Below are 19,531 nucleotides of genomic sequence, written 5' to 3' on the forward strand. Positions count from 1 at the left end.
CGCTTAATCGCGATTGATGTTCACCCTAACAATATCGGTCTCATTAGCCGAAAATTGTTTTTTCAATTCAGCTTTGGATTTGAAATTGATCTCTCCACCTTTCGCCACCGTCATATGCTGAGCATCATCATTATGTTTAGATTGATACAGCATCACAGCTTGCATACAAGAATCTCGCTGCTCTTTTGAAAGTGGTGTACCCTCAGGCCACTTACCTGTTTCAACAGCATAAACCAGCCGCTCATATACTTCCGGTGTAATAGCGTTTAATAACTGTTGTGCATCCATGATGTATCCTTAATGATAGAGATTGCCATAAACCATAACCAGCAATGCGATTGAGTCAAGGTGAGGCAAAAGAATAAGTGTAACTGATCACAAGCAGTCGAATATGAAACCAATAAAACTAACGTTAGTAACAATGGTCGCCGTAAGTATCACAGGATGCTTTGAAGGCAGAAAAAATACCGAACAATTGTGCAACGATAATCCTGCGTTGAGGTGTGAACAACTCAATATCAATGACGGGCAATGCCGGGTTCCACGAACAGATTTAATTTGGCACCGTTTTGAAGTGCTAAAAAACCCGACTGACACACGTCAGATCAAAGAGTATCAATTGGTTAGCGAATACAAAAAGTGCCTTGAACTGGCCTCGCAAATACAGCCAATCGATCAAACCGAATTGAAACAACGCCGATTTAATGCACTTATTCATTCAGGTGAAGAACAAGAGCGAATTGCCCAAGAGCTTAAAAAATCCAACTCGCCTCAAGCACTTTATTTTTTGTGGAGCCAAATTGGAGACGACCAAGCTAAGCGAGCTTTTCTTCAATTGGAAGGTTCACCCGCTCTTGAGACCGCAGAAATGCAATATGCTCTAGCGACCTTTTACACGAGCCGAGACCTAGAAAAAACCATCAAATTACTCAATCATGCACTTGAACTGTCCAAAGGGAATAATGTTAACCCTGAAATATTTAAGTCTCTTGCCAGTATTAATTATCGCTTAAACAATAAAGAACGAGCCTACGTATGGGCGATCGTCGCCAGCAACTTTGATGTCCCCATTGCGTCAGACAAAGAGCTGCAACTTCTCTATGGATTCAGCGATGCCAAGTACCGACAACTACAGGAACTCGCAGACGACTTAGAGAGTGCGATAAAATCAGGAAAATATCGCACTTCAATGACATCTAAAATCGATTAGAAAATTATGAAAGGATAGAACAACGAGCGGTGATCTATTCACCGCTTTTACTAGATTTGTTGAAAATTAACGACACAGAGTTGACACAAAATCGCTCTCCCGTAGTTTTAGGCCCATCAGGAAACACATGCCCCAAATGACTATCACATGCCGCACAACGTATCTCGATACGCTTCATTCCGTGGCTCAAATCATCTAGATATTTGATACAAGTCTCATTAACTGGCGCGTCAAAACTTGGCCAACCGCAGCCTGAATCATACTTATTGTCAGACTGAAAAAGTGGCGCTGAACAACAAGTACACGTATAAATTCCCGTCTCTTTATTGTGGAGTAATTTACCACTAAATGGCGCTTCAGTACCTTGTTCACGACAGACTCTAAACTCTTCGTCCGTTAGCTGCTCACGCCATTGTTCATCTGACTTAATCATTTTTCCCACTCCTGATTTATTCAATTTTTTTCTTCCTTTTCTCAGTTTTTATATTGACTTTTTTCGCGAAAAACTTGCTAACGCCACCCTTTGTAGCACATACTTTCTCACCGTAAAAGTATGACTGAATTTTGAGCTTTTTTTAAACCTCTAAGTTATCTTACGCCAACTGGTGAAAACAAAAGTCAACATTAGGGTTAAAAATTAACCGATTGCGACGAATTGTGAAAAAAAGCGACGCTTTTTTTTGACTTTAAACAAGTTAAGTCCGATTATCTGTTGCAGATTTTGGCTGGATTTTGTAATTTTACTACCAGTTATCTTTAATCAGAAATTAAGTTGTGGAGCAACTATAATGACTATCAAAGTAGGTATTAACGGTTTTGGCCGTATCGGTCGTTTCGTATTCCGTGCAGCGCAAGAGCGTGCAGACATCGAAGTTGTAGGTATTAACGACCTAATCGACGTAGAATACATGGCATACATGCTTAAGTACGACTCAACTCACGGCCGTTTCAACGGTACTGTTGAAGTTGAAGGCGGTAACCTAATCGTTAACGGTAAGACTGTACGTGTTACTGCTGAGCGTAACCCAGCTGACCTTAAATGGGATGCAATCGGTGTTGACGTTGTAGCTGAAGCTACTGGTCTTTTCCTAACTGACGAGACTGCACGTAAGCACATCGAAGCTGGCGCGAAGAAAGTTGTTCTAACTGGTCCTTCAAAAGACGCAACTCCAATGTTCGTAATGGGTGTTAACCAAGACACTTACGCTGGTCAAGACATCGTTTCTAACGCTTCTTGTACTACTAACTGTCTAGCGCCTATCGCTAAAGTTCTTAACGACGAGTTCGGTATCGAATCTGGTCTTATGACTACAGTTCACGCAACTACAGCTACTCAAAAAACTGTAGACGGTCCTTCTGCTAAAGACTGGCGCGGTGGTCGTGGTGCTTCTCAGAACATCATCCCATCTTCAACTGGTGCTGCTAAAGCTGTAGGCGTTGTTCTTCCAGAACTAAACGGCAAACTAACTGGTATGGCTTTCCGCGTACCAACTGCTAACGTTTCTGTAGTTGACCTAACTGTTAACCTTAAGAACGGTGCATCTTACGAAGCTATCTGTGCAGCTATGAAAGCAGCATCTGAAGGCGCTCTAAAAGGTGTTCTAGGTTACACTGAAGATCAAGTTGTTTCTCAAGACTTCATCGGTGAAGTTCAAACTTCAGTATTCGATGCTAAAGCTGGTATCGCACTAACTGATAACTTCGTTAAAGTTGTATCTTGGTACGACAACGAAATCGGTTACTCAAACAAAGTTCTAGACCTAATCGCTCACATCTCTAAGTAATTAGAAATAGCGCTTAGCGAAGATCTTCGTTAAAGAAAAGGCGGCTCACGAGTCGCCTTTTTTGTATCTGAAATTTGAGCATAGTCTTCGACAATATACCAATAACTGTGAATACTACGTCGAGGTTCTTCTCTCCCTACCATAGGAAAACAGACGATGGATTTAAAAACTCTTCCGGCCCTAACTGTCTTGTCCGATAACATCACTATCGTAGAAATTGACCAAGTTAAAGTCGTACGCGTTATTCATGAGAAAGCAACGGCTGGTATCGCTTTACACGGCGGCCACGTAGTCTCGTTTACACCAGCAGGTCAAGAAGATCTGATTTGGATGAGCGAGAAAGCAATCTTTGATGGAAAAGCCGCACTTCGTGGTGGTATTCCAGTTTGTTGGCCGTGGTTTGGCCGTATTGCAGCACCTGCGCATGGCTTTGCACGTACCGCAGAATGGGAACTGGTTGAACACCGCGAAAATGATAATGGCGTAATCATTGAACTCGCACTGTTCCCAACAGAGGAAATTCACGACATCTGGCCTCATATGTTTGATGCTCGTCTTGTCGTTGAAGTAGCTGAAGAGCTTAAAGTAACGCTGAAAGTGATGAACATCGACGATGAAGCTTGGGTCTTCTCTGGTGCATTACACACTTACCTAAACGTAGGCGACATCAAACAAGTTCAAACCATGGGCATGGGTGCAGAATATATTGATGGCTTAAAAGCAGGTGAAGTTTGCCAAGGCGGCGATGTTCTGCAATTAACTGACACGATTGACCGAGTTTACACACAACCAGAAGCACAAATACTAGTGAAGGATCCGGTATTGAACCGCACGCTGAATGTAGAAAACCAAGGTCACAATTCCGCGGTATTGTGGAACCCATGGGCAGAAGGCGCACAAGGTATGAGTGATATGGCCGACAATGGTTATGAAACCATGCTGTGCGTTGAATCAACTTTACATGCCCCCGTTATTGAGGAAGGGAAAACCCTTCAGCCTGGTGAGTCACATTTATTAGTAACCACTATTGGTGTTCAGTAAGAGTTAAAAAAGGAGGCATCAAGCCTCCTTTTTTAATTTAATAACAGACTATCATCTGCTAACTCTTCTCCTCGAACTTTCGAGAACATTTCTAATAGATCAGGAACCTTCATATTGCTACGTTGATCCCCTTTCACATCAAGGACAATTTCCCCTTGGTGTAGCATGACGGTTCTATCTCCACATGCCAATGCATCTTTCATTGAATGTGTCACCATCATTACAGTAAGGTCGAACTCTTTTACGATCCTCTTCGTTAAGTCAATAATAAATGCCGCCATCCTTGGATCGAGTGCTGCAGTATGCTCATCTAGCAATAGCAACTTACTCTCTGACAACGTCGCCATAACTAAGCTCACGGCTTGACGTTGCCCACCGGAAAGCAGGCCAATGTTATCTCCCAACCGGTCTTCTAAACCAAGACCTAAGATACTGATCCGCTCTTGAAATAGCTTTCGTCGCTGAGAAGACAACGACAAACTCCAACCTCGCTTTTTCCCCCGCATATATGCTAACGCCATATTCTCTTCAATGGTGAGGTCACCGCAAGTTCCGGCAAGCGGGTCCTGAAACACTCGAGCACATTGACTTGCTCGCTGATCCACGGTTTGTCGAGTCACGTCCATTTCATCAATGATGACTTTCCCACCAATCATTGGTGTTTCGCCTGTCACCGCACCAAGCAGCGTCGATTTTCCAGCCCCATTAGAACCAATCACAGTCAAAAACTGATGTTCAGGCACCTCAAGAGTGACTCCTCTCAAAGCTTGATTCTCGAGTATGGTCCCAGGATTAAATGTGACCCTAATATCTTCCAATCGAATCATGCAACATCTCCTGATTCTTTCTCCTGCTCAACATGCTTCTGAGCAGGATGATTAATCTTTTTTGGCGTTAAGTTCCCTTTTATTTTTGGCGCGATCAGTGCGATTGCGACTAATACGGCCGTAACTAGGTTTAAATCTGAGGCTTGAAGGCCAAACATACCCGTACTTAAAGCAAAAGCAACTGCCAAGCGATAAAGCACCGAGCCAACGATAACGGCGACAACAGCAACCCATATCTTACGGCCGGGAATCAGCGTCTGTCCTAAAATAACAGCAGCAAGTCCGACAACAATGGTACCAACACCAGATGTTACATCAGCAAAGCTATTAGTTTGGGCAAATAAAGCACCGGCAAATCCAACAAACCCATTAGATAAAGCCAAACCAAAATAGGTATAAAATGATGTGCTAGCTCCTTGAGCTGAAACCATTCGCGCATTCACCCCTGTCGCTCGCAACGCCAAACCAAAATCGCTATTAAGCAATCGAACAACGAGCCATGCGGAAACTAACACTAATAAGCCAACGATGAGAGGACGGATTAGAACTGGGTCTCCAATGGCTTCAAACGGTGTAAGAATGGTTTCCTCACCAAGCAAAGCCATATTGGGCTTACCCATAATTCGAATATTAATTGAAAATGCTGCAATCATCGTGAGGATAGAGGCCAATAAATGCAATATTCCACAACGTACAGCTAGAAATGCCGTGACCCACCCTGTCGCCGCACCAGCCATTATCGCCATAAGAGTTGCAACCCATGGGTTAATACCTGCAACAATAACCGTCGCGGCAACCGCTGCCCCCATTGGGAAGCTACCATCAACACTTAAATCGGGAAAATCAAGAACACGAAATGTTAAATAGACGCCGAGTGCGACCAAACCGTATAGCAGACCGATTTCCAACGCACCAAAAAAAGCAAAAGCAGACATACAAACTCCCTTTTCTGCTAATTGCGGACAACCTCGTGTTGTCCGCATTCGTATAATCGCTTTATTTCACGCTGGTTGCGCGAGCTAGGACGGACTCTGGCAATGCAATACCCAATTTCTCAGCCGCTTTTTTGTTAACGACCAAATCAGAGCCTTGAGCAACTTTTACATCCAAAGTTCCTGGCTCCGCTCCTTCAAGGATCGCCGCAACATAATCCGCAGTTTGAACACCAACTTGATAGTAATCAAAACCTAAGCTGGCTATTGCTCCTTTTTCTACATAAGACGTTGCACCACCAAGAACCGGTGTCTTGGCTTGGTTTGCCGCAACAATCATCCCTTCGATTGCACTGGCAACTGTATTGTCTGTCGGCGCATAGATGACATCAGATTTAGCTGCAATCGCCTGTGTTGCAGACTGGACATCCGCACTTTTCAATGCAGTCGCTTCCACCACTTTGATACCCTGCTCTTTTGCACTGGTTTTCAGTAGTTCGACCAAAGTAACCGCATTTGCTTCCCCTGGGTTAAAAACAACCCCTATAGATTTAACATTAGGGAAGATTTCTTTAATCAATTCAACATGCTGCTTAACAGGTGAAAGATCAGAAAGGCCCGTCACATTTTTTCCTGGTGCCTTCATTGTTTTGACTAACTTAGCACCAACTGGGTCAGTGACTGCCGTAAAGACAACTGGAATTGTTCTGGTTGCAGACACTAGTGCTTGCGCTGTTGGTGTAGCAATGCCAACCAATACATCTGGCTTTTCTCCAACGTATTGTCTTGCGATTTGAACCGCAATAGCAGGGTTTCCTTGTGCAGTTTTATAATCAAATTCTAGATTCTTTCCTTGCTCATAACCCTTTGCTTTCAAACCATCGACTAAGCCTTGTCTAGTCGCATCTAAAGCGGGATGCTCGACAATTTGCGATACTGCTACTCTTGCGGTTTTGGCCATAATGCTTGCCGATGATAATACCGCCGCGCTTGCAAGAACGGCGGTTACAATAGCTTTACCTGCTTTCATCTCAACTCCTTGAATTCAGCACTGTGGTGTGGATGTTGTGTTTCATTGTGTTGTTATATTTACCTGTACACTAAGTGTGCAGGTAACAACATTATTACCAGTAACGATACGGAATTGGAAGTAAGATTTAACAATAAGGCAACAAAGATTGATCGTCAGTCGTTATTTTCTTTCCGCGTGCAAGAGAATGTTTCTAGGGGTGATTTTCTTTGGACAAAAGGTCGATAACTCAACCTGATAACCACATGATTGTAGATATAGAGCGCGATCGTACACCAACCACATTTCCAATGGACGACGAAAAGCCTGTTGAATTAGGCTCAATTTCTCCATCTGCCAATAGCGCAGCTCTCCCGCTTCCTGATATAGCGAGAAATTCACATCAGGTAATCTTATTTTCTTTTTCTCACTTGCCCAGTAACAAAAAACTTCAAACCCTTCATTTAAAGAAGACTTTTTTATGCTCGGAATAGGAATGTATTGTGTTATACCCAACTGTTCGCGAAGTAACAAATCGAATCCCAGTCGATAACTCATTTCAAGAAAGCGGTGACGTTTAACTCGTTCGCCTCCCGTTACCGTTTCTTGCAAGGGTATACGCAAATCTTGCCGCTTGAGTTGCAAACAAGCCTCGCGCCCTTCAGCCGACAGAGGCTGATAGTCGTCATTCTGTATCAAGTGATAACAACAGGGTGATATCGATATTGCAGGAAGCCTGAGCTTTGTACCAATCTTAAGTAGGGAAACATGTAGATCACCACAAGCATGAAGTGCTACAGCATGTTGATTGACGTTAAACACTGATTCAACCTGTTGGCTTAACGCATCCCCCTGAACAAATGTCATCGGAAGTTTTTGTTTGTCAGCTTCTGCTTGACCAGACTGACAAAGGTCATCTTGGTACTCTAAACTCGTCACCAGTTCTGAACTTTCAGATGCTAGTAAACGCCCCAAATACCCCTTCCCTGAGCACCACTCCAACCATTCAGAGCCTTTGTGATGCTGTATCACGTGATAGCTTAATGAAGCAATTTGCTCTAGTTTTCGTCCGGGGATACCTGCATAACGACGTGAAGAAAAATCAAGCAAATGTTCTTCTCGACAAGGTAAAGAAGACAATTGATCAAGTTGTGCTAAATCAGGAATAAATTGGGTTAACCATAGATTAAGTGCCGAGGCATCATGCTTAAGTCGTTCTACTTCTTCGTCAGATAAACTAAACAAAGCTTGATAGAGTTCAGGGTAATGCTCAGCCCAAGCAGGTTTACCCGAGCAAGCAGAATAAAAAGGGTCAGCACGCCACAACGATTGATAGCGTGATAATAGTGAATCTAACGAGATAAAAACAGACTTCATGGCTCCCCCAAAAGTTGGCGTGTATTTTGAGGGAACCGGTATGAAAAGAAAAGTGCTATCGAACAGGGAGATCGATGTCTTTAAACATTTCCTCTATTTCAACATTTGACTTGAGTGAAATGGCTTGCTCAACAACAGGTCGAGTTAAATGAGGAGCAAAACGCTCCATGAAATCATACATGTAAGAGCGCAAAAAAGTGCCTCGACGGAAGCCAATGCTTGTCGTACTTGCCCCAAAGATATGGCTTGCATCAATTGCGACTAAATCCGTATCCTTGTCTTGATCGATTGCCATACTTGCGATGACACCCACCCCAATACCCATTCGTACATAGGTTTTTATCACATCCGCATCTGTTGCTGTAAATACCACGCGTGGCGTAAGCCCGACTTTATTAAATGCTGTATCTAACTCAGATCGCCCCGTAAAACCGAACACATAAGTAACGAGTGGATAAGAAGCCAGATCTTGAATGGTAATATGCTCTTTTTGCGCCAGTGCATGATCCTTCGGAACCACAATCGAACGATTCCAATGGTAGCAAGGAAGCATAATTGCATCTTGATACAAGTGCAAAGCCTCAGTAGCGATAGCAAAGTTTGCAGTCCCTTTTGCTATAGCTTCAGACATTTGCGTTGGCGTGCCTTGATGCATATGTAGAGACACTTTAGGGTAGCGAGCGGTGAAGCCTTTGATCACCTCTGGAAGAGCGTAACGTGCTTGAGTGTGGGTAGTTGATATATTCAGCGTCCCCATTTCTGGGTGCGTGTGTTCGCCAGCGACCGCTTTAATGCTCTCTACTCGCGATAAGATTTCTTGAGAAATACGAATAATATCTTCACCCGCAGAGGTCACTTGAGTTAAATGCTTACCACTACGCTCAAAAATTTGGATACCGAGTTCATCTTCTAATAACCTAACTTGCTTACTGATACCTGGCTGAGAAGTATATAGACTCTCAGCTGTCGCAGACACATTCAGATTGTGGTTCACTACTTCAACAATATACTTCAGTTGTTGTAACTTCATTCTTGACCTCGTAATCCCTTTCGACGCCCCATATCGAGCAAACATAGTTTATAATGTTTAGTTATAACGCCTCTTGAATAAAATTGATAGTGGATTTGTTGTTTTGTAGAAGCTCGGAGAGGAATTGAGCGAAGAACAAAGTATTTTGCAAGCAATGACTCATTATGGAATGATGGTCAGGTAATTTTCTTTAATTATCAAGAAGCAAACAGTCATAATACAAAAGAGCGAAATATGGATGCAGTGTTAGTTAAGATTCGTGTATCCTTATCTGCTAGCCATTAAAGACATAAGATACGGAATTTATGAATATTGGTTTAATTATTGCGTTAGTCGCAATCTTATTAGTGTTGGTCCTTGGCTACAACATCATGCTTCAATACAAAGTTAAGGTCGAGACAGCTAAGAAACAAGAAGGTGCACGTTACTTAACGATCATCGATGCGACAGAAGAGCTTATTGGGCATGCACACCACCTTCCTTACAGTAAGGAATTGTTGCTCTGCCTGAATAACCGAATCTTGGATGCCGTAGAAAGTATGCATCAGCTTGATCCCAAAAATAAGCAGTTAGCCCACCGTGTAGATCACGTAAAGCAACAAATTAAGCAGCTGGATGAAACCTATCAAGGTGGCGAAAGTACCGCATTTAAAGTTCCTAGCAGCGACAAGCAAGCCATTGTGATGCTGAAACTGGTAAAACGTCTTCGTGATACAATCCGAAGCGAACACAACAAAGGTCGCTTTGATACTCAGTCCTATGTAGCCGAAAATGCTCGATTAGAAACAATCCAAATTCGTATTAATATTGAAAACGTAATTAAGCGGGCTAACGACTCAATTGTAAGGGGTCAGCCGGGAACGGCTGTTCAGTTACTGCGAAAAGGCTTAGACGCGCTTGCCTCTAAAAACGACAGCTACTCAAACCAAGCCAGAGAAAAACTGCAAGGCATGTATGACGAGCTCGAACAGAAGCGCCAAAATAAAAGTGCTGAAGAGCTTGAACAGATCGAGCAGAAAGAACGTAAAGACGATATGGACGTTCTCTTTGGTGAAAAGAAAAAGTGGTAATATAATCCCACTTCATGCTTTCAAAAAGGTCGCATCTGCGACCTTTTTTCTATTTATTTTTGCAAAGTGACCGCCCAATGATCGAACTAAAACAATACCAGTCACTCCTAGAGCCAATTAATGGCTTCCTACAATGCTCAACGCCCGATGCATGGGTAGAAGAAGCTCGTAAACCTGAAAACTTAAAAGTTGTCTTAATAGACCATTTATTGTGCGAATTAAAAGCAGGGCAATCTGCAATGTACCTGATCCGTAAATACGCAGTTGATCAATCAAGCGCTCATAATTTACTTGATTGGTTTAAACCCTACGAAGACTTTGCTTACCGTAAAACAGGAAGCCTTGAAACTCTCAAAGGAAAAAGCAATATCTCGAAAGCAATTATGGCAAAGTCAAACTCTTCATACAGCCAAGACTTGATTGATAAAATGGTATTACTGATCAAAGAAGAGTTACACCACTTCTATCAAGTGTTAGAAATTATGGAAAACCGCAGCATTGCTTATGAACCAGTACAGGCAAGCCGTTACGCAAAAGGTCTTATCAGTAATATGGCGACTCATGAACCGCAAACATTAATAGATAAATTAATTATTGGTGCCTACATTGAAGCTCGCTCATGTGAGCGTTTTGCCAAACTTGCGCCTCATATGGACGAAGATATTGCCAAATTCTACGTCTCTCTACTGCGTTCTGAAGCAAGGCATTATCAAGATTACTTAACATTAGCAGAAGAGATTGCTGGCAGAGATATCAGTGAACGCGTGGATTATTTTGGGAAACTTGAAGCTGATTTAATCTCCTCTCCAGATAATGACTTTAAGTTTCATAGTGGCGTACCTGCCTAAATAAAAAAGGATGCTTATCAAAGGCATCCTTTTTATTTCATCATCTATATGATGTGAACTACACTAAACCAGTGTTGCGTTAATCTCGGCTAAAACAGCTGCAGGATCAGCAGCTTGTGTAATAGGTCGGCCAATAACCAAATAGTCCGATCCTGCCTGAACTGCATCCACAGGAGTCATAATACGCTTTTGGTCACCAACAGCAGCACCTGCTGGACGAATTCCTGGCGTGATAAGTTTGAACTCTTTACCTAACTCACTCTTTAACATTGAAGCTTCTTGAGCTGAGCAAACTACCCCATCCAATCCTGAAGCCTTTGTGAGTTTCGCTAAACGAATAACTTGCTCTTGTGGAGCAATATCAAGTCCAATTCCGGCCAAGTCACTCTGTTCCATACTGGTAAGAACCGTAACACCAATAAGTAGTGGACGGTCTTTTCCATAAGGTTCAAGGATTTCACGTGAGGCCGTCATCATGCGCTCACCACCTCCAGCATGAACGTTTACCATCCATACTCCCATTTCAGCTGCAGCGCGAACCGCTTTAGAACATGTGTTAGGAATATCATGGAATTTGAGGTCAAGGAACACCGAAAAACCACGCTTATGTAGCTCTTTAACGAAACTAGGACCAAATAGCGTAAACATCTCTTTGCCCACTTTAAGGCGACATGATGATGGATCAATTCTATCTACAAAGGCTAATGCATCAGCTTGGTTATCATAATCCAGCGCAACAATGACTTTTTGGTCGATCATTTCATCTCCTGACAGGTTATCTTTACATAAAAAAATGCAGCTGACAGAAACTGTCAACTGCATTAAAAACTATTCACCATCCAATCCACGGATTGGCTTAATCGTCCCCCACCCTTTACAGGAAGGGCAATGCCAATACATTGAATGAGTTGAGAAACCACACTTCCGGCATCGGTAATGAGGCTTAACTTTTAATTGTTCTCCAACGAGCTTCTGTAAAGTGCCTAAGCTCGCTTTAGCACGTCCTTCTTCTGCATCAGCCAGATGGTAGTCCATCAAACGATAAAAGCCCTTCATGGTTGGGTTTTTCACTAGCTGACGTGTAAGAAGTTCTTGAGCTGCACCAACACCTTCATGTTGAGCAACCAGTTGAGCCAACATTAGCTCGGCAGACACACCTGCTTTGTTTGCAATACACTGGCGCAGAAAATCTAATAGTTCATCTTCGCGGCCTAAATGGTGATAGCAATCCGCTAAAGTTGGTAAAACTTCACTAATAAAGTCGGTATCTTGCTCCAGCACCATCTCCATATACTTAATGGTGTTGGTGTAATCTTCGTTCTCTAGGTATAGCTTACCCAAAGCGATGCTAGCACGAGCACATTTTGCATCTTCATCTAACGCACGTTTGAAGTATTGAATGGCTTTCGCATCATTCCCATCAGCTTTTTCTTGCATTGCTAGTTCACAGCAGAAATGGGCAATTGATGTTTTCATTCGCTTTCTGCCTAATTTAACAAGCAGTGACGCGTAATGAATGGCTTTATTCCATTCTCTTGTCTGTTGATAAATCGCCACTAACTGTTGCAGAGCCGCTTCTTTGTGATCGGGTTCATCGACCAACTGTTCGAAAATACGTTCTGCTCGGTCGAGAAACCCTGACGCCATGTAATCTTTGGCAAGTTGTTGGAGCGCGATGTTTTTTTGGTCAATAGTCAGACCAGAACGAGAGATTAGATTTTGGTGAATACGGATCGCGCGGTCAACCTCTCCCCGGGAGCGGAATAGGTTGCCTAGAGCCAAGTGAGTATCAATCGTGTCGTTGTCAACTTGCAACAATTCAATAAAGTGGTCAACAGCTTTATCGGATTGATCAGAAAGCAGCAAGTTTAATCCCGTCACATACTGACGGGATATTTGATGGGATTGCTTCTGCTTGTCTTGCTGAGCACTGCGATTACCCATATACCAGCCATAAGCTGCAGCAATCGGCAACAACAAGAAGAGTATTTCCAGCATTGAGTGAAAAGCCTACCTATAACTTTGATTACGCTTTATTTTCTTCAATAGGCTGTGAGGCGGATAGCTTATTTAGTTGCTTATTCAGCTTACGAATTTGCAGTCGAGATTTTAGATGTAAGCTACCAAAAATCGCCCAAGCCAGTGCAAATCCTACCACGAATACTCCGCCAAGTAATGTAGATAAGTGGAAATCGCCTTGTGCAATAAGATAGTTAAACGTTACCACCGCTTGATTTTGAGAGCCTAATGCTAAAGCAATAAGAAATAGCGCAAGCGCGATAACAATTTTTATAATTTTCATAGTCCATCACCTTTCCAGTAATTGCCGCTACGATTATGCAGTAAAAGCTTGAAACAAACCATGATTTCAGCGCTTTCTCCATGATAAAAAAGCGGCATACCAAAAGTATGCCGCTTCACATGTCTCTTAAATAAGATTAGCCTAGATTAACGCGCTCTCTCAGCTCTTTTCCTGGCTTAAAGTGAGGAACAAATTTTCCTTCAAGCTCCACTTTATCACCAGTTTTTGGATTGCGCCCAACACGTGGCTCACGATAATGCAGAGAGAAACTACCAAAACCTCGGATTTCGATTCTGTCACCACGCTCTAGAGTCGTCGCCATATGTTCTAGGATATCTTTCACTGCGTCTTCGATCTCTTTCGCTGAAAGGTGAGTTTGTTCAGCACAGAGTCTTTCTATTAATTCAGACTTAGTCATAGTTTCCCTCATAGAGTAATTTATCACTTATTATAGTAAGTAATACCAATTCCAACAAACACTTGCTTTAAATTCTAGTCAAAATTTAATCAAAATGTGGTTTGTGCGAAGTGACTGTTCTCACAACTCTAACGTTATTGGAATTAGTATTGTTCTACGTCATTCGATAAAAAAGGAGCCTTTCGGCTCCTTTTTTCTGGCTTTAGCAGAGTAAATTACTCGCCTTTAGCTGCTTTGAAAGCGTCAGCCATAGCGTTACCGAATGAAGCATCATCTTGCTTGTTCAGTGAAGCCATTGCTTCTTGCTCTTCAGCTTCGTCTTTAGCTTTGATAGATAGGTTGATTACGCGGTTCTTACGGTCAACACCTGTGAACTTCGCTTCAACGCTGTCACCAACACTTAGGATTAGAGAAGCATCTTCAACGCGGTCACGAGCTACTTCAGACGCACGGATGTAACCTTCAACGCCTTCTTCTAGTTCGATTGTCGCGCCTTTAGCGTCAACAGAAGTAACAGTACCGTTAACTAGAGCACCTTTCTTCTTCTCAGATACGTAAGCATTGAATGGGTCATTTTCCATTTGCTTAACGCCTAGAGAGATACGCTCACGCTCTGCGTCTACTGCTAGAACAACTGCAGAGATCTCGTCACCTTTCTTATACTCACGTACAGCTTCTTCACCTGGAACGTTCCAAGAGATGTCAGATAGGTGAACTAGACCGTCGATGCCGCCTTCTAGACCGATGAAGATACCGAAGTCAGTGATAGACTTGATCTTACCAGTTACTTTGTCGCCTTTAGCTTGTGCTTCAGCGAATGACTGCCATGGGTTAGCTTTACACTGTTTCAGACCTAGAGAAATACGACGACGTTCTTCGTCGATCTCAAGAACCATAACCTCAACTTCGTCGCCAACATTAACAACTTTAGATGGGTGGATGTTCTTGTTAGTCCAATCCATTTCTGAAACGTGTACTAGACCTTCAACGCCTTCTTCGATTTCAACGAAACAGCCGTAGTCAGTTAGGTTAGTAACGCGACCAGATAGTTTGTGACCTTCTGGGTAACGCTTAGCGATTGCTACCCATGGATCTTCACCTAGCTGCTTAAGACCTAGTGACACACGAGTGCGCTCACGATCGAACTTAAGGACTTTAACTAGGATTTCATCACCAACGTTTACGATCTCAGATGGGTGTTTAACACGCTTCCAAGCCATATCTGTGATATGTAGAAGGCCGTCAACACCGCCTAGATCTACGAACGCACCGTAGTCAGTAAGGTTCTTAACGATACCTTTAACTTCAGAACCTTCTTGTAGAGTTTCTAGAAGTTCATCACGTTCAACGCTGTTTTCAGATTCGATAACTGCGCGACGAGAAACAACTACGTTGTTGCGCTTCTGGTCAAGTTTGATAACTTTGAACTCTAGCTCTTTGTTTTCTAGGTGAGCAGTGTCACGGATAGGACGTACGTCTACTAGAGAACCAGGAAGGAAAGCACGGATACCGTTTAGTTCAACAGTGAAACCGCCTTTAACTTTACCGTTGATGATACCAACAACAGTTTCAGCTTCTTCGTAAGCTTTCTCAAGAACGATCCAAGCTTCGTGACGCTTCGCTTTCTCACGAGAAAGCTGAGTTTCACCGAAACCGTCTTCAACAGCGTCTAGAGCTACGTCTACTTCAGAACCAACTTCAACTTCAAGTTCGCCAGCAGCGTTCTTGAATTGTTCAGCAGGGATTGCAGACTCAGACTTAAGACCAGCGTCAACAAGAACGAAACCGTTCTCGATAGCTACTACAGTACCTTTAACGATAGTACCTTGTTGGAATTCAGTCTCGTTTAGAAACTCTTCAAAGAGTTGAGCAAAAGATTCAGTCATTTATTTAATCTTCAATAAATTAAACGTCCACGGGTTTCCTACCACATGGGGTTATTAACTTCGCCAGCCATCATCCTTGCGGCCAACGCTCTGACCTAGCAGCCCTTAAGCTACTAGCTTAGATTCGATATATTGTAGTGCTTTTTCTACTACTTCGTCGATACTCATCGTAGTGGAATCCAGCAAAAGTGCATCCTCAGCGGGACGCAATGGCGCGACCGAGCGATTACGATCTCTGTGATCTCGCTCTTGGATCTCGCTCAAAAGGTCGTCAAATTTAACATCTAACCCTTTGCCTTGCAACTGTTTAAGGCGGCGATTCGCTCGCTCTTCAGCGCTTGCATCAAGGAAAATTTTCACTTCGGCTTGAGGGAAAACAACCGTCCCCATATCACGGCCATCAGCAACAAGACCAACGCCCTCGGCAAATGCTCTTTGTCTTCGTAGTAGAGCTTCTCGTACCCTTGGGAAAGCAGCTACTTTTGACGCAGCCATACCCGTTTCTTCTTTACGTAGCTCACCGGACACATCCTCACCTTCAAGAATAACCTTAACCAAATCACCTTCTGCGATAAACTGAACATCTAGGTGAGTAGCTAGAGGTACTAACGCATCTTCTGAGTTGATATCAACACCATGATGGATTGCAGCAAGTGCAAGCACTCGATAAATAGCGCCTGAATCGAGCAATTGAAATCCTAGCTTTTTAGCCAATAGCATACAAAGTGTGCCTTTGCCTGCACCACTTGGGCCATCCACAGTGACTACCGGTGTGTGAGAAGACATGTTTTACTCCAATTTAGTTGATGATCTACCTCGTTGGAGGCCAGACTTTTCAAGCGGGAAAGTATAAAGGCATTGGGAGAATGGTGCTAGCGAGGAATATAAAGAATTTACTTATAAGCGGAGGAACTCAATGATTCCCCCGCCCTATAGTGTTTTACAACTTGATACGCTCTTTATTTTTTTCGAGCGTACCACTACCGATACCTTTTACATTTGCCAAGTCTTCAACTTTCGAAAAATGACCGTTCAGTTCTCGATATTCGACAATTCGCTGAGCTTTTTTCAAACCAATACCTTTCAATAATGCAGCGATTTCCTCAGCTGAAGCAGAATTAACGTTAACCGTCAGCTCTATACCTTCATATTTATCGGTTGCTTTATCTGTCGCATAAGCCATCCCACTAAGCAGCCCCAAAACGATCACCAGACCAACCAAATAGTTTTTGATTTTCATATTGCTTCCTTTTTCATGACACAGAGGTAGTGCCAACATAACCATGTCTTGCATTTGGAAGTATCAACACAAAATAAAAACAAAACGGGCTGCAAATGCAGCCCGTTTTAATTTACTTATCAATTACATTGAAATCGTTATTGGTTCACGATGTAGTATTCGATATCAATAGTGTGGCGTAGGATGCTCAACAAACCAGCTAGATCTTGCTGTGCGTTCATCTGAGTCAATTGTGTACCAATTTGGTCATTATATTGTGCATCTGCAGAGGCCTCTACTTTTGCTAGTTCTATAACGACGATATCACCATTAAAGTCTTTAGCTTGAGCAAACTCAACCTTACCCTCTTCTGGCTTGCTCATCGCGAATACAACGTCAGCCAAAGGAGAGCTACGATCTAACTTCTCTACATCACCGAACTCAAGGCCTTTTTCATTAAGAAGTGTTCGCTTACCTTCCTTAAGCTCAGCCACTAACCCTGTAGCCAGTTCAAGCGCTTGTTGTTCACCTTTTACTTTAGATAGTTGGGCAACAACTTGCTCACGCACATCATTTAAAGGCAATACCATTTCATCACGAACGTCTTCCACGCGAACAACAATAATGTGTTCAGGGGCAACTTCGATGACTTCTGAGTTTAGACCGTCTTCTTTAACTTCAGGACTCAGAATAGCTTGCATTACAGCTGGAGTTTTTAACAGCTCAGGTGCGTCTGCTTGAGAAATAAAGTCAGTTGTATGAATCGGTTGGCTTACTGCTTTAGCTGCATCATCTAGTGAATCTGGGTACTCAAACGCAATTTTCTCTAATTCACTCTGCAGCTCATAGAATTGATCAACAGCTTGCTGATCTTTCAACTCTTGTTTGATGTCAGATGCAACTTCATCAAAAGGTTTAGCAACTGAATCTTTGAGCTCGTCAAGCTTAATAATGTGGTAACCAAAATCTGATTTAACTAAGCCAGAAACATCACCAACATTCTCTAGAGCAAAAGCCGCTTTTTCAAACGCAGGATCCATCACGTCACGTTCGATCCAACCTAGTGAACCACCTTCTTCTGCACTACCAAAGTCGTTCGATTTTTCTTCAGCCAATTTCGCAAAATCAGCACCAGCATTCAAGTCATCTAGAATTGCTTGAGCCTTAGTTTCATCGTCCCCTTCAATTAGAATGTGACTAACTTTACGTTGCTCTTCTGATGAATATTTATCAAGGTGCTCATCATAATATTTCTTTGCTTCTTCATCAGAAACAGAAATAGCTGATTTCAACTGCTCAGCCGAAAGCTCAACATATGCAATTTTAGCCTGTTCAGGACGAGTGTAACGTTCAGGGTTTTGCTCGTAATATTGCTGAATCTCATCTTCTGATAACTCAACTTTGCTCGCAAAATCAGCTAGCGATAATTTTACAGTTCGAACATCACGAGTTTGAGTTAGCAATTTACTCTGTGCATTGACTTCACCTGGCAGTGAGAAATCACTACCCTGAATTGCTGTTAGCAGCTGGTTGCGAACCAAATCACCACGCAGATATTCAGCAAAACTTTCTGCAGAGAATCCTGCTCGACGAAGGGCAGATTGGTAAATTTCTTGGTCAAACTTACCTTCTACTTGAAATTGTGGCATATCCAAAATCATCTGGCGTACTTGAGCATCGCTTACACGTAGTCCCAGTGATTCTGCATGCTGTTCAAGCAACACATCATTTACCATGCGATCAAGCACAGAACGACGGAAAGACTCAATATAGCTTGGGTCCCCAAGCAAGTTTGAAAAGTAATCCCCTAACTGGCTTTGCATACGATTGCGCTCATTTTGATAAGCTTGTTCAAACTCACCTCGAGCAATCTCTGTGTTACCAACTTTTGCAGCTGCGTTATTACCTCCAGAAACGAGGTAACTACCTACACCAGCAAATACAAACGATAGGATGATAAGTCCCAGAATAATTTTAACGGCGATGCTGTTAACGCCTTCGCGTAATCGCTCCATCATACTTAAGCCACTCTCCGCATAAAACTCGTATTAACCGCTGCTAACACGACATACGTTAAAAATAAAAAATTAATAGCGCGATAATACCAGAAAAAGAAATGCGCATCAGTATGATGCGCATATTTTAAAAAGGTTCGAAAATACTCGAAAAAAGAAGCGATAAATTAGTTACAAGCGTCTTTTAGTGCTTTACCAGCTTTGAAAGATGGTACTTTAGCTTCAGCAATCTGAATTTCTTCACCTGTTTTTGGATTACGACCAGTACGTGCAGCACGTGTACGTACACTGAAAGTACCAAAGCCAACAAGAGCAACTTGATCACCAGACTTAAGCGTATCGCTTACGGCTTCAATTACTGCGTCTAAAGCACGACCTGCTGATGCTTTAGAAAGATCTGCATTCTCTGCAATTTTTTCTACTAATTGTGTTTTATTCACTGTGATTCCCCTTTATGCTACCTATTATTATTTTTTAAAGATAGCTTTTGTTCCATTTCGGTTTTGTATCTAGCTTGAAGCCAAGTCCAGCAAGGCTTCAAGCTATAGTTGGTAACGTTAGCT

At 42.6% G+C, this 19,531-nt stretch carries 21 protein-coding genes; 5 read left to right on the plus strand and 16 right to left on the minus strand.

Annotated elements, in window-relative coordinates; all coding sequences use genetic code 11:
- Positions 1-3 precede the first annotated feature (3 nt).
- On the minus strand, positions 4-288 hold the full coding sequence (locus tag ACQEXU_RS11705; protein ID WP_367988567.1) for a YeaC family protein: 285 nt from the start codon (positions 286-288) through the stop codon (positions 4-6).
- A gap of 103 nt (positions 289-391) precedes the next feature.
- Between ACQEXU_RS11705 and ACQEXU_RS11710 the strand changes: the two genes are divergently transcribed.
- Complete coding sequence (locus tag ACQEXU_RS11710) at positions 392-1,210, plus strand: DUF2989 domain-containing protein (protein WP_427010951.1); 819 nt, start codon at positions 392-394, stop codon at positions 1,208-1,210.
- Between the two features lie 34 nt (positions 1,211-1,244).
- Here ACQEXU_RS11710 and msrB read toward each other — a convergent pair whose 3' ends face one another.
- Complete coding sequence (gene msrB, locus ACQEXU_RS11715; RefSeq protein WP_427010952.1) at positions 1,245-1,643, minus strand: peptide-methionine (R)-S-oxide reductase MsrB; 399 nt, start codon at positions 1,641-1,643, stop codon at positions 1,245-1,247.
- 355 nt (positions 1,644-1,998) lie between these two features.
- On the opposite strand from msrB, the gene gap reads away from it, so the two are divergent.
- Together gap and ACQEXU_RS11725 are read left to right on the plus strand one after the other, a co-directional pair.
- Complete coding sequence (gene gap / locus ACQEXU_RS11720) at positions 1,999-2,994, plus strand: type I glyceraldehyde-3-phosphate dehydrogenase (protein WP_367988564.1); 996 nt, start codon at positions 1,999-2,001, stop codon at positions 2,992-2,994.
- Between the two features lie 156 nt (positions 2,995-3,150).
- On the plus strand, positions 3,151-4,035 hold the full coding sequence (locus ACQEXU_RS11725) for a D-hexose-6-phosphate mutarotase (protein ID WP_427010953.1): 885 nt from the start codon (positions 3,151-3,153) through the stop codon (positions 4,033-4,035).
- 32 nt (positions 4,036-4,067) lie between these two features.
- Here the strand turns inward: ACQEXU_RS11725 and ACQEXU_RS11730 are convergent, their stop codons facing one another.
- From ACQEXU_RS11730 to cysB, 5 genes are all read right to left on the minus strand, one after another.
- The gene (locus ACQEXU_RS11730; protein WP_427010954.1) at positions 4,068-4,862 is read right to left on the minus strand and encodes an ABC transporter ATP-binding protein; all 795 of its coding nucleotides are present in this window, start codon (positions 4,860-4,862) and stop codon (positions 4,068-4,070) included.
- Entirely contained in the window at positions 4,859-5,797 is a 939-nt protein-coding gene (locus ACQEXU_RS11735) for an ABC transporter permease (protein ID WP_427010955.1), read from the minus strand. The genes ACQEXU_RS11730 and ACQEXU_RS11735 overlap by 4 nt, the downstream gene beginning before the upstream one ends.
- 61 nt (positions 5,798-5,858) lie before the next feature.
- Positions 5,859-6,824 (minus strand): ABC transporter substrate-binding protein, encoded by a 966-nt coding sequence (locus tag ACQEXU_RS11740; RefSeq protein ID WP_427010956.1) that lies wholly within the window; start codon positions 6,822-6,824, stop codon positions 5,859-5,861.
- A 162-nt stretch (positions 6,825-6,986) separates the two neighbouring features.
- Positions 6,987-8,180: a methyltransferase gene (locus ACQEXU_RS11745; RefSeq protein WP_367988559.1), complete on the minus strand. Its 1,194-nt coding sequence runs from the start codon at positions 8,178-8,180 to the stop codon at positions 6,987-6,989.
- Between the two features lie 55 nt (positions 8,181-8,235).
- On the minus strand, positions 8,236-9,210 hold the full coding sequence (cysB, locus tag ACQEXU_RS11750) for an HTH-type transcriptional regulator CysB (protein ID WP_367988558.1): 975 nt from the start codon (positions 9,208-9,210) through the stop codon (positions 8,236-8,238).
- A 305-nt stretch (positions 9,211-9,515) separates the two neighbouring features.
- On the opposite strand from cysB, the gene ACQEXU_RS11755 reads away from it, so the two are divergent.
- Together ACQEXU_RS11755 and miaE are read left to right on the plus strand one after the other, a co-directional pair.
- Positions 9,516-10,280, plus strand: coding sequence for a DNA repair protein (locus ACQEXU_RS11755; protein WP_367988557.1), 765 nt, complete (start codon positions 9,516-9,518; stop codon positions 10,278-10,280).
- Between the two features lie 77 nt (positions 10,281-10,357).
- Positions 10,358-11,128, plus strand: a complete 771-nt coding sequence (gene miaE / locus ACQEXU_RS11760; RefSeq protein WP_427010957.1) for a tRNA isopentenyl-2-thiomethyl-A-37 hydroxylase MiaE — start codon at positions 10,358-10,360, stop codon at positions 11,126-11,128.
- A gap of 63 nt (positions 11,129-11,191) precedes the next feature.
- Here miaE and pyrF read toward each other — a convergent pair whose 3' ends face one another.
- The 9 genes from pyrF to ACQEXU_RS11805 form a co-directional block, all read right to left on the minus strand.
- Positions 11,192-11,887: an orotidine-5'-phosphate decarboxylase gene (pyrF, locus tag ACQEXU_RS11765; RefSeq protein ID WP_367988555.1), complete on the minus strand. Its 696-nt coding sequence runs from the start codon at positions 11,885-11,887 to the stop codon at positions 11,192-11,194.
- A 69-nt stretch (positions 11,888-11,956) separates the two neighbouring features.
- Positions 11,957-13,126 (minus strand): lipopolysaccharide assembly protein LapB, encoded by a 1,170-nt coding sequence (lapB, locus tag ACQEXU_RS11770; protein WP_427010958.1) that lies wholly within the window; start codon positions 13,124-13,126, stop codon positions 11,957-11,959.
- 28 nt (positions 13,127-13,154) lie between these two features.
- Positions 13,155-13,430, minus strand: a complete 276-nt coding sequence (locus tag ACQEXU_RS11775; RefSeq protein WP_367988553.1) for a LapA family protein — start codon at positions 13,428-13,430, stop codon at positions 13,155-13,157.
- A 136-nt stretch (positions 13,431-13,566) separates the two neighbouring features.
- A complete protein-coding gene (ihfB, locus tag ACQEXU_RS11780; RefSeq protein WP_367988552.1) occupies positions 13,567-13,848 on the minus strand; it encodes an integration host factor subunit beta in 282 nt (93 codons plus the stop codon).
- Positions 13,849-14,063: 215 nt separating this feature from the next.
- Positions 14,064-15,734 carry a 30S ribosomal protein S1 gene (gene rpsA, locus ACQEXU_RS11785; protein WP_367988551.1) on the minus strand — a complete coding sequence of 557 codons (1,671 nt, stop codon included), beginning with the start codon at positions 15,732-15,734 and terminating at the stop codon, positions 14,064-14,066.
- 105 nt (positions 15,735-15,839) lie between these two features.
- On the minus strand, positions 15,840-16,520 hold the full coding sequence (cmk, locus tag ACQEXU_RS11790; RefSeq protein ID WP_367988550.1) for a (d)CMP kinase: 681 nt from the start codon (positions 16,518-16,520) through the stop codon (positions 15,840-15,842).
- 154 nt (positions 16,521-16,674) lie between these two features.
- On the minus strand, positions 16,675-16,974 hold the full coding sequence (locus ACQEXU_RS11795; protein WP_367988549.1) for a ComEA family DNA-binding protein: 300 nt from the start codon (positions 16,972-16,974) through the stop codon (positions 16,675-16,677).
- 137 nt (positions 16,975-17,111) lie between these two features.
- Positions 17,112-18,971 (minus strand): peptidylprolyl isomerase, encoded by a 1,860-nt coding sequence (gene ppiD, locus ACQEXU_RS11800; RefSeq protein WP_427010959.1) that lies wholly within the window; start codon positions 18,969-18,971, stop codon positions 17,112-17,114.
- Between the two features lie 164 nt (positions 18,972-19,135).
- Positions 19,136-19,408 (minus strand): HU family DNA-binding protein, encoded by a 273-nt coding sequence (locus ACQEXU_RS11805; RefSeq protein ID WP_367988547.1) that lies wholly within the window; start codon positions 19,406-19,408, stop codon positions 19,136-19,138.
- Between the last annotated feature and the right edge of the window lie 123 nt (positions 19,409-19,531).

Source organism: Vibrio sp. TRT 21S02 (assembly GCF_050113675.1).
In the GTDB taxonomy this organism is placed as follows: Bacteria; Pseudomonadota; Gammaproteobacteria; order Enterobacterales; family Vibrionaceae; genus Vibrio.

Coding starts and splice junctions, on each gene's coding strand:
- ACQEXU_RS11705 (WP_367988567.1), bottom strand. CDS start 288: ATGGATGCACAACAGTTATTAAACGCTATTACACCGGAAGTATATGAG.
- ACQEXU_RS11710 (WP_427010951.1), top strand. CDS start 392: ATGAAACCAATAAAACTAACGTTAGTAACAATGGTCGCCGTAAGTATC.
- msrB (WP_427010952.1), bottom strand. CDS start 1,643: ATGATTAAGTCAGATGAACAATGGCGTGAGCAGCTAACGGACGAAGAG.
- gap (WP_367988564.1), top strand. CDS start 1,999: ATGACTATCAAAGTAGGTATTAACGGTTTTGGCCGTATCGGTCGTTTC.
- ACQEXU_RS11725 (WP_427010953.1), top strand. CDS start 3,151: ATGGATTTAAAAACTCTTCCGGCCCTAACTGTCTTGTCCGATAACATC.
- ACQEXU_RS11730 (WP_427010954.1), bottom strand. CDS start 4,862: ATGATTCGATTGGAAGATATTAGGGTCACATTTAATCCTGGGACCATA.
- ACQEXU_RS11735 (WP_427010955.1), bottom strand. CDS start 5,797: ATGTCTGCTTTTGCTTTTTTTGGTGCGTTGGAAATCGGTCTGCTATAC.
- ACQEXU_RS11740 (WP_427010956.1), bottom strand. CDS start 6,824: ATGAAAGCAGGTAAAGCTATTGTAACCGCCGTTCTTGCAAGCGCGGCG.
- ACQEXU_RS11745 (WP_367988559.1), bottom strand. CDS start 8,180: ATGAAGTCTGTTTTTATCTCGTTAGATTCACTATTATCACGCTATCAA.
- cysB (WP_367988558.1), bottom strand. CDS start 9,210: ATGAAGTTACAACAACTGAAGTATATTGTTGAAGTAGTGAACCACAAT.
- ACQEXU_RS11755 (WP_367988557.1), top strand. CDS start 9,516: ATGAATATTGGTTTAATTATTGCGTTAGTCGCAATCTTATTAGTGTTG.
- miaE (WP_427010957.1), top strand. CDS start 10,358: ATGATCGAACTAAAACAATACCAGTCACTCCTAGAGCCAATTAATGGC.
- pyrF (WP_367988555.1), bottom strand. CDS start 11,887: ATGATCGACCAAAAAGTCATTGTTGCGCTGGATTATGATAACCAAGCT.
- lapB (WP_427010958.1), bottom strand. CDS start 13,126: ATGCTGGAAATACTCTTCTTGTTGTTGCCGATTGCTGCAGCTTATGGC.
- ACQEXU_RS11775 (WP_367988553.1), bottom strand. CDS start 13,430: ATGAAAATTATAAAAATTGTTATCGCGCTTGCGCTATTTCTTATTGCT.
- ihfB (WP_367988552.1), bottom strand. CDS start 13,848: ATGACTAAGTCTGAATTAATAGAAAGACTCTGTGCTGAACAAACTCAC.
- rpsA (WP_367988551.1), bottom strand. CDS start 15,734: ATGACTGAATCTTTTGCTCAACTCTTTGAAGAGTTTCTAAACGAGACT.
- cmk (WP_367988550.1), bottom strand. CDS start 16,520: ATGTCTTCTCACACACCGGTAGTCACTGTGGATGGCCCAAGTGGTGCA.
- ACQEXU_RS11795 (WP_367988549.1), bottom strand. CDS start 16,974: ATGAAAATCAAAAACTATTTGGTTGGTCTGGTGATCGTTTTGGGGCTG.
- ppiD (WP_427010959.1), bottom strand. CDS start 18,971: ATGATGGAGCGATTACGCGAAGGCGTTAACAGCATCGCCGTTAAAATT.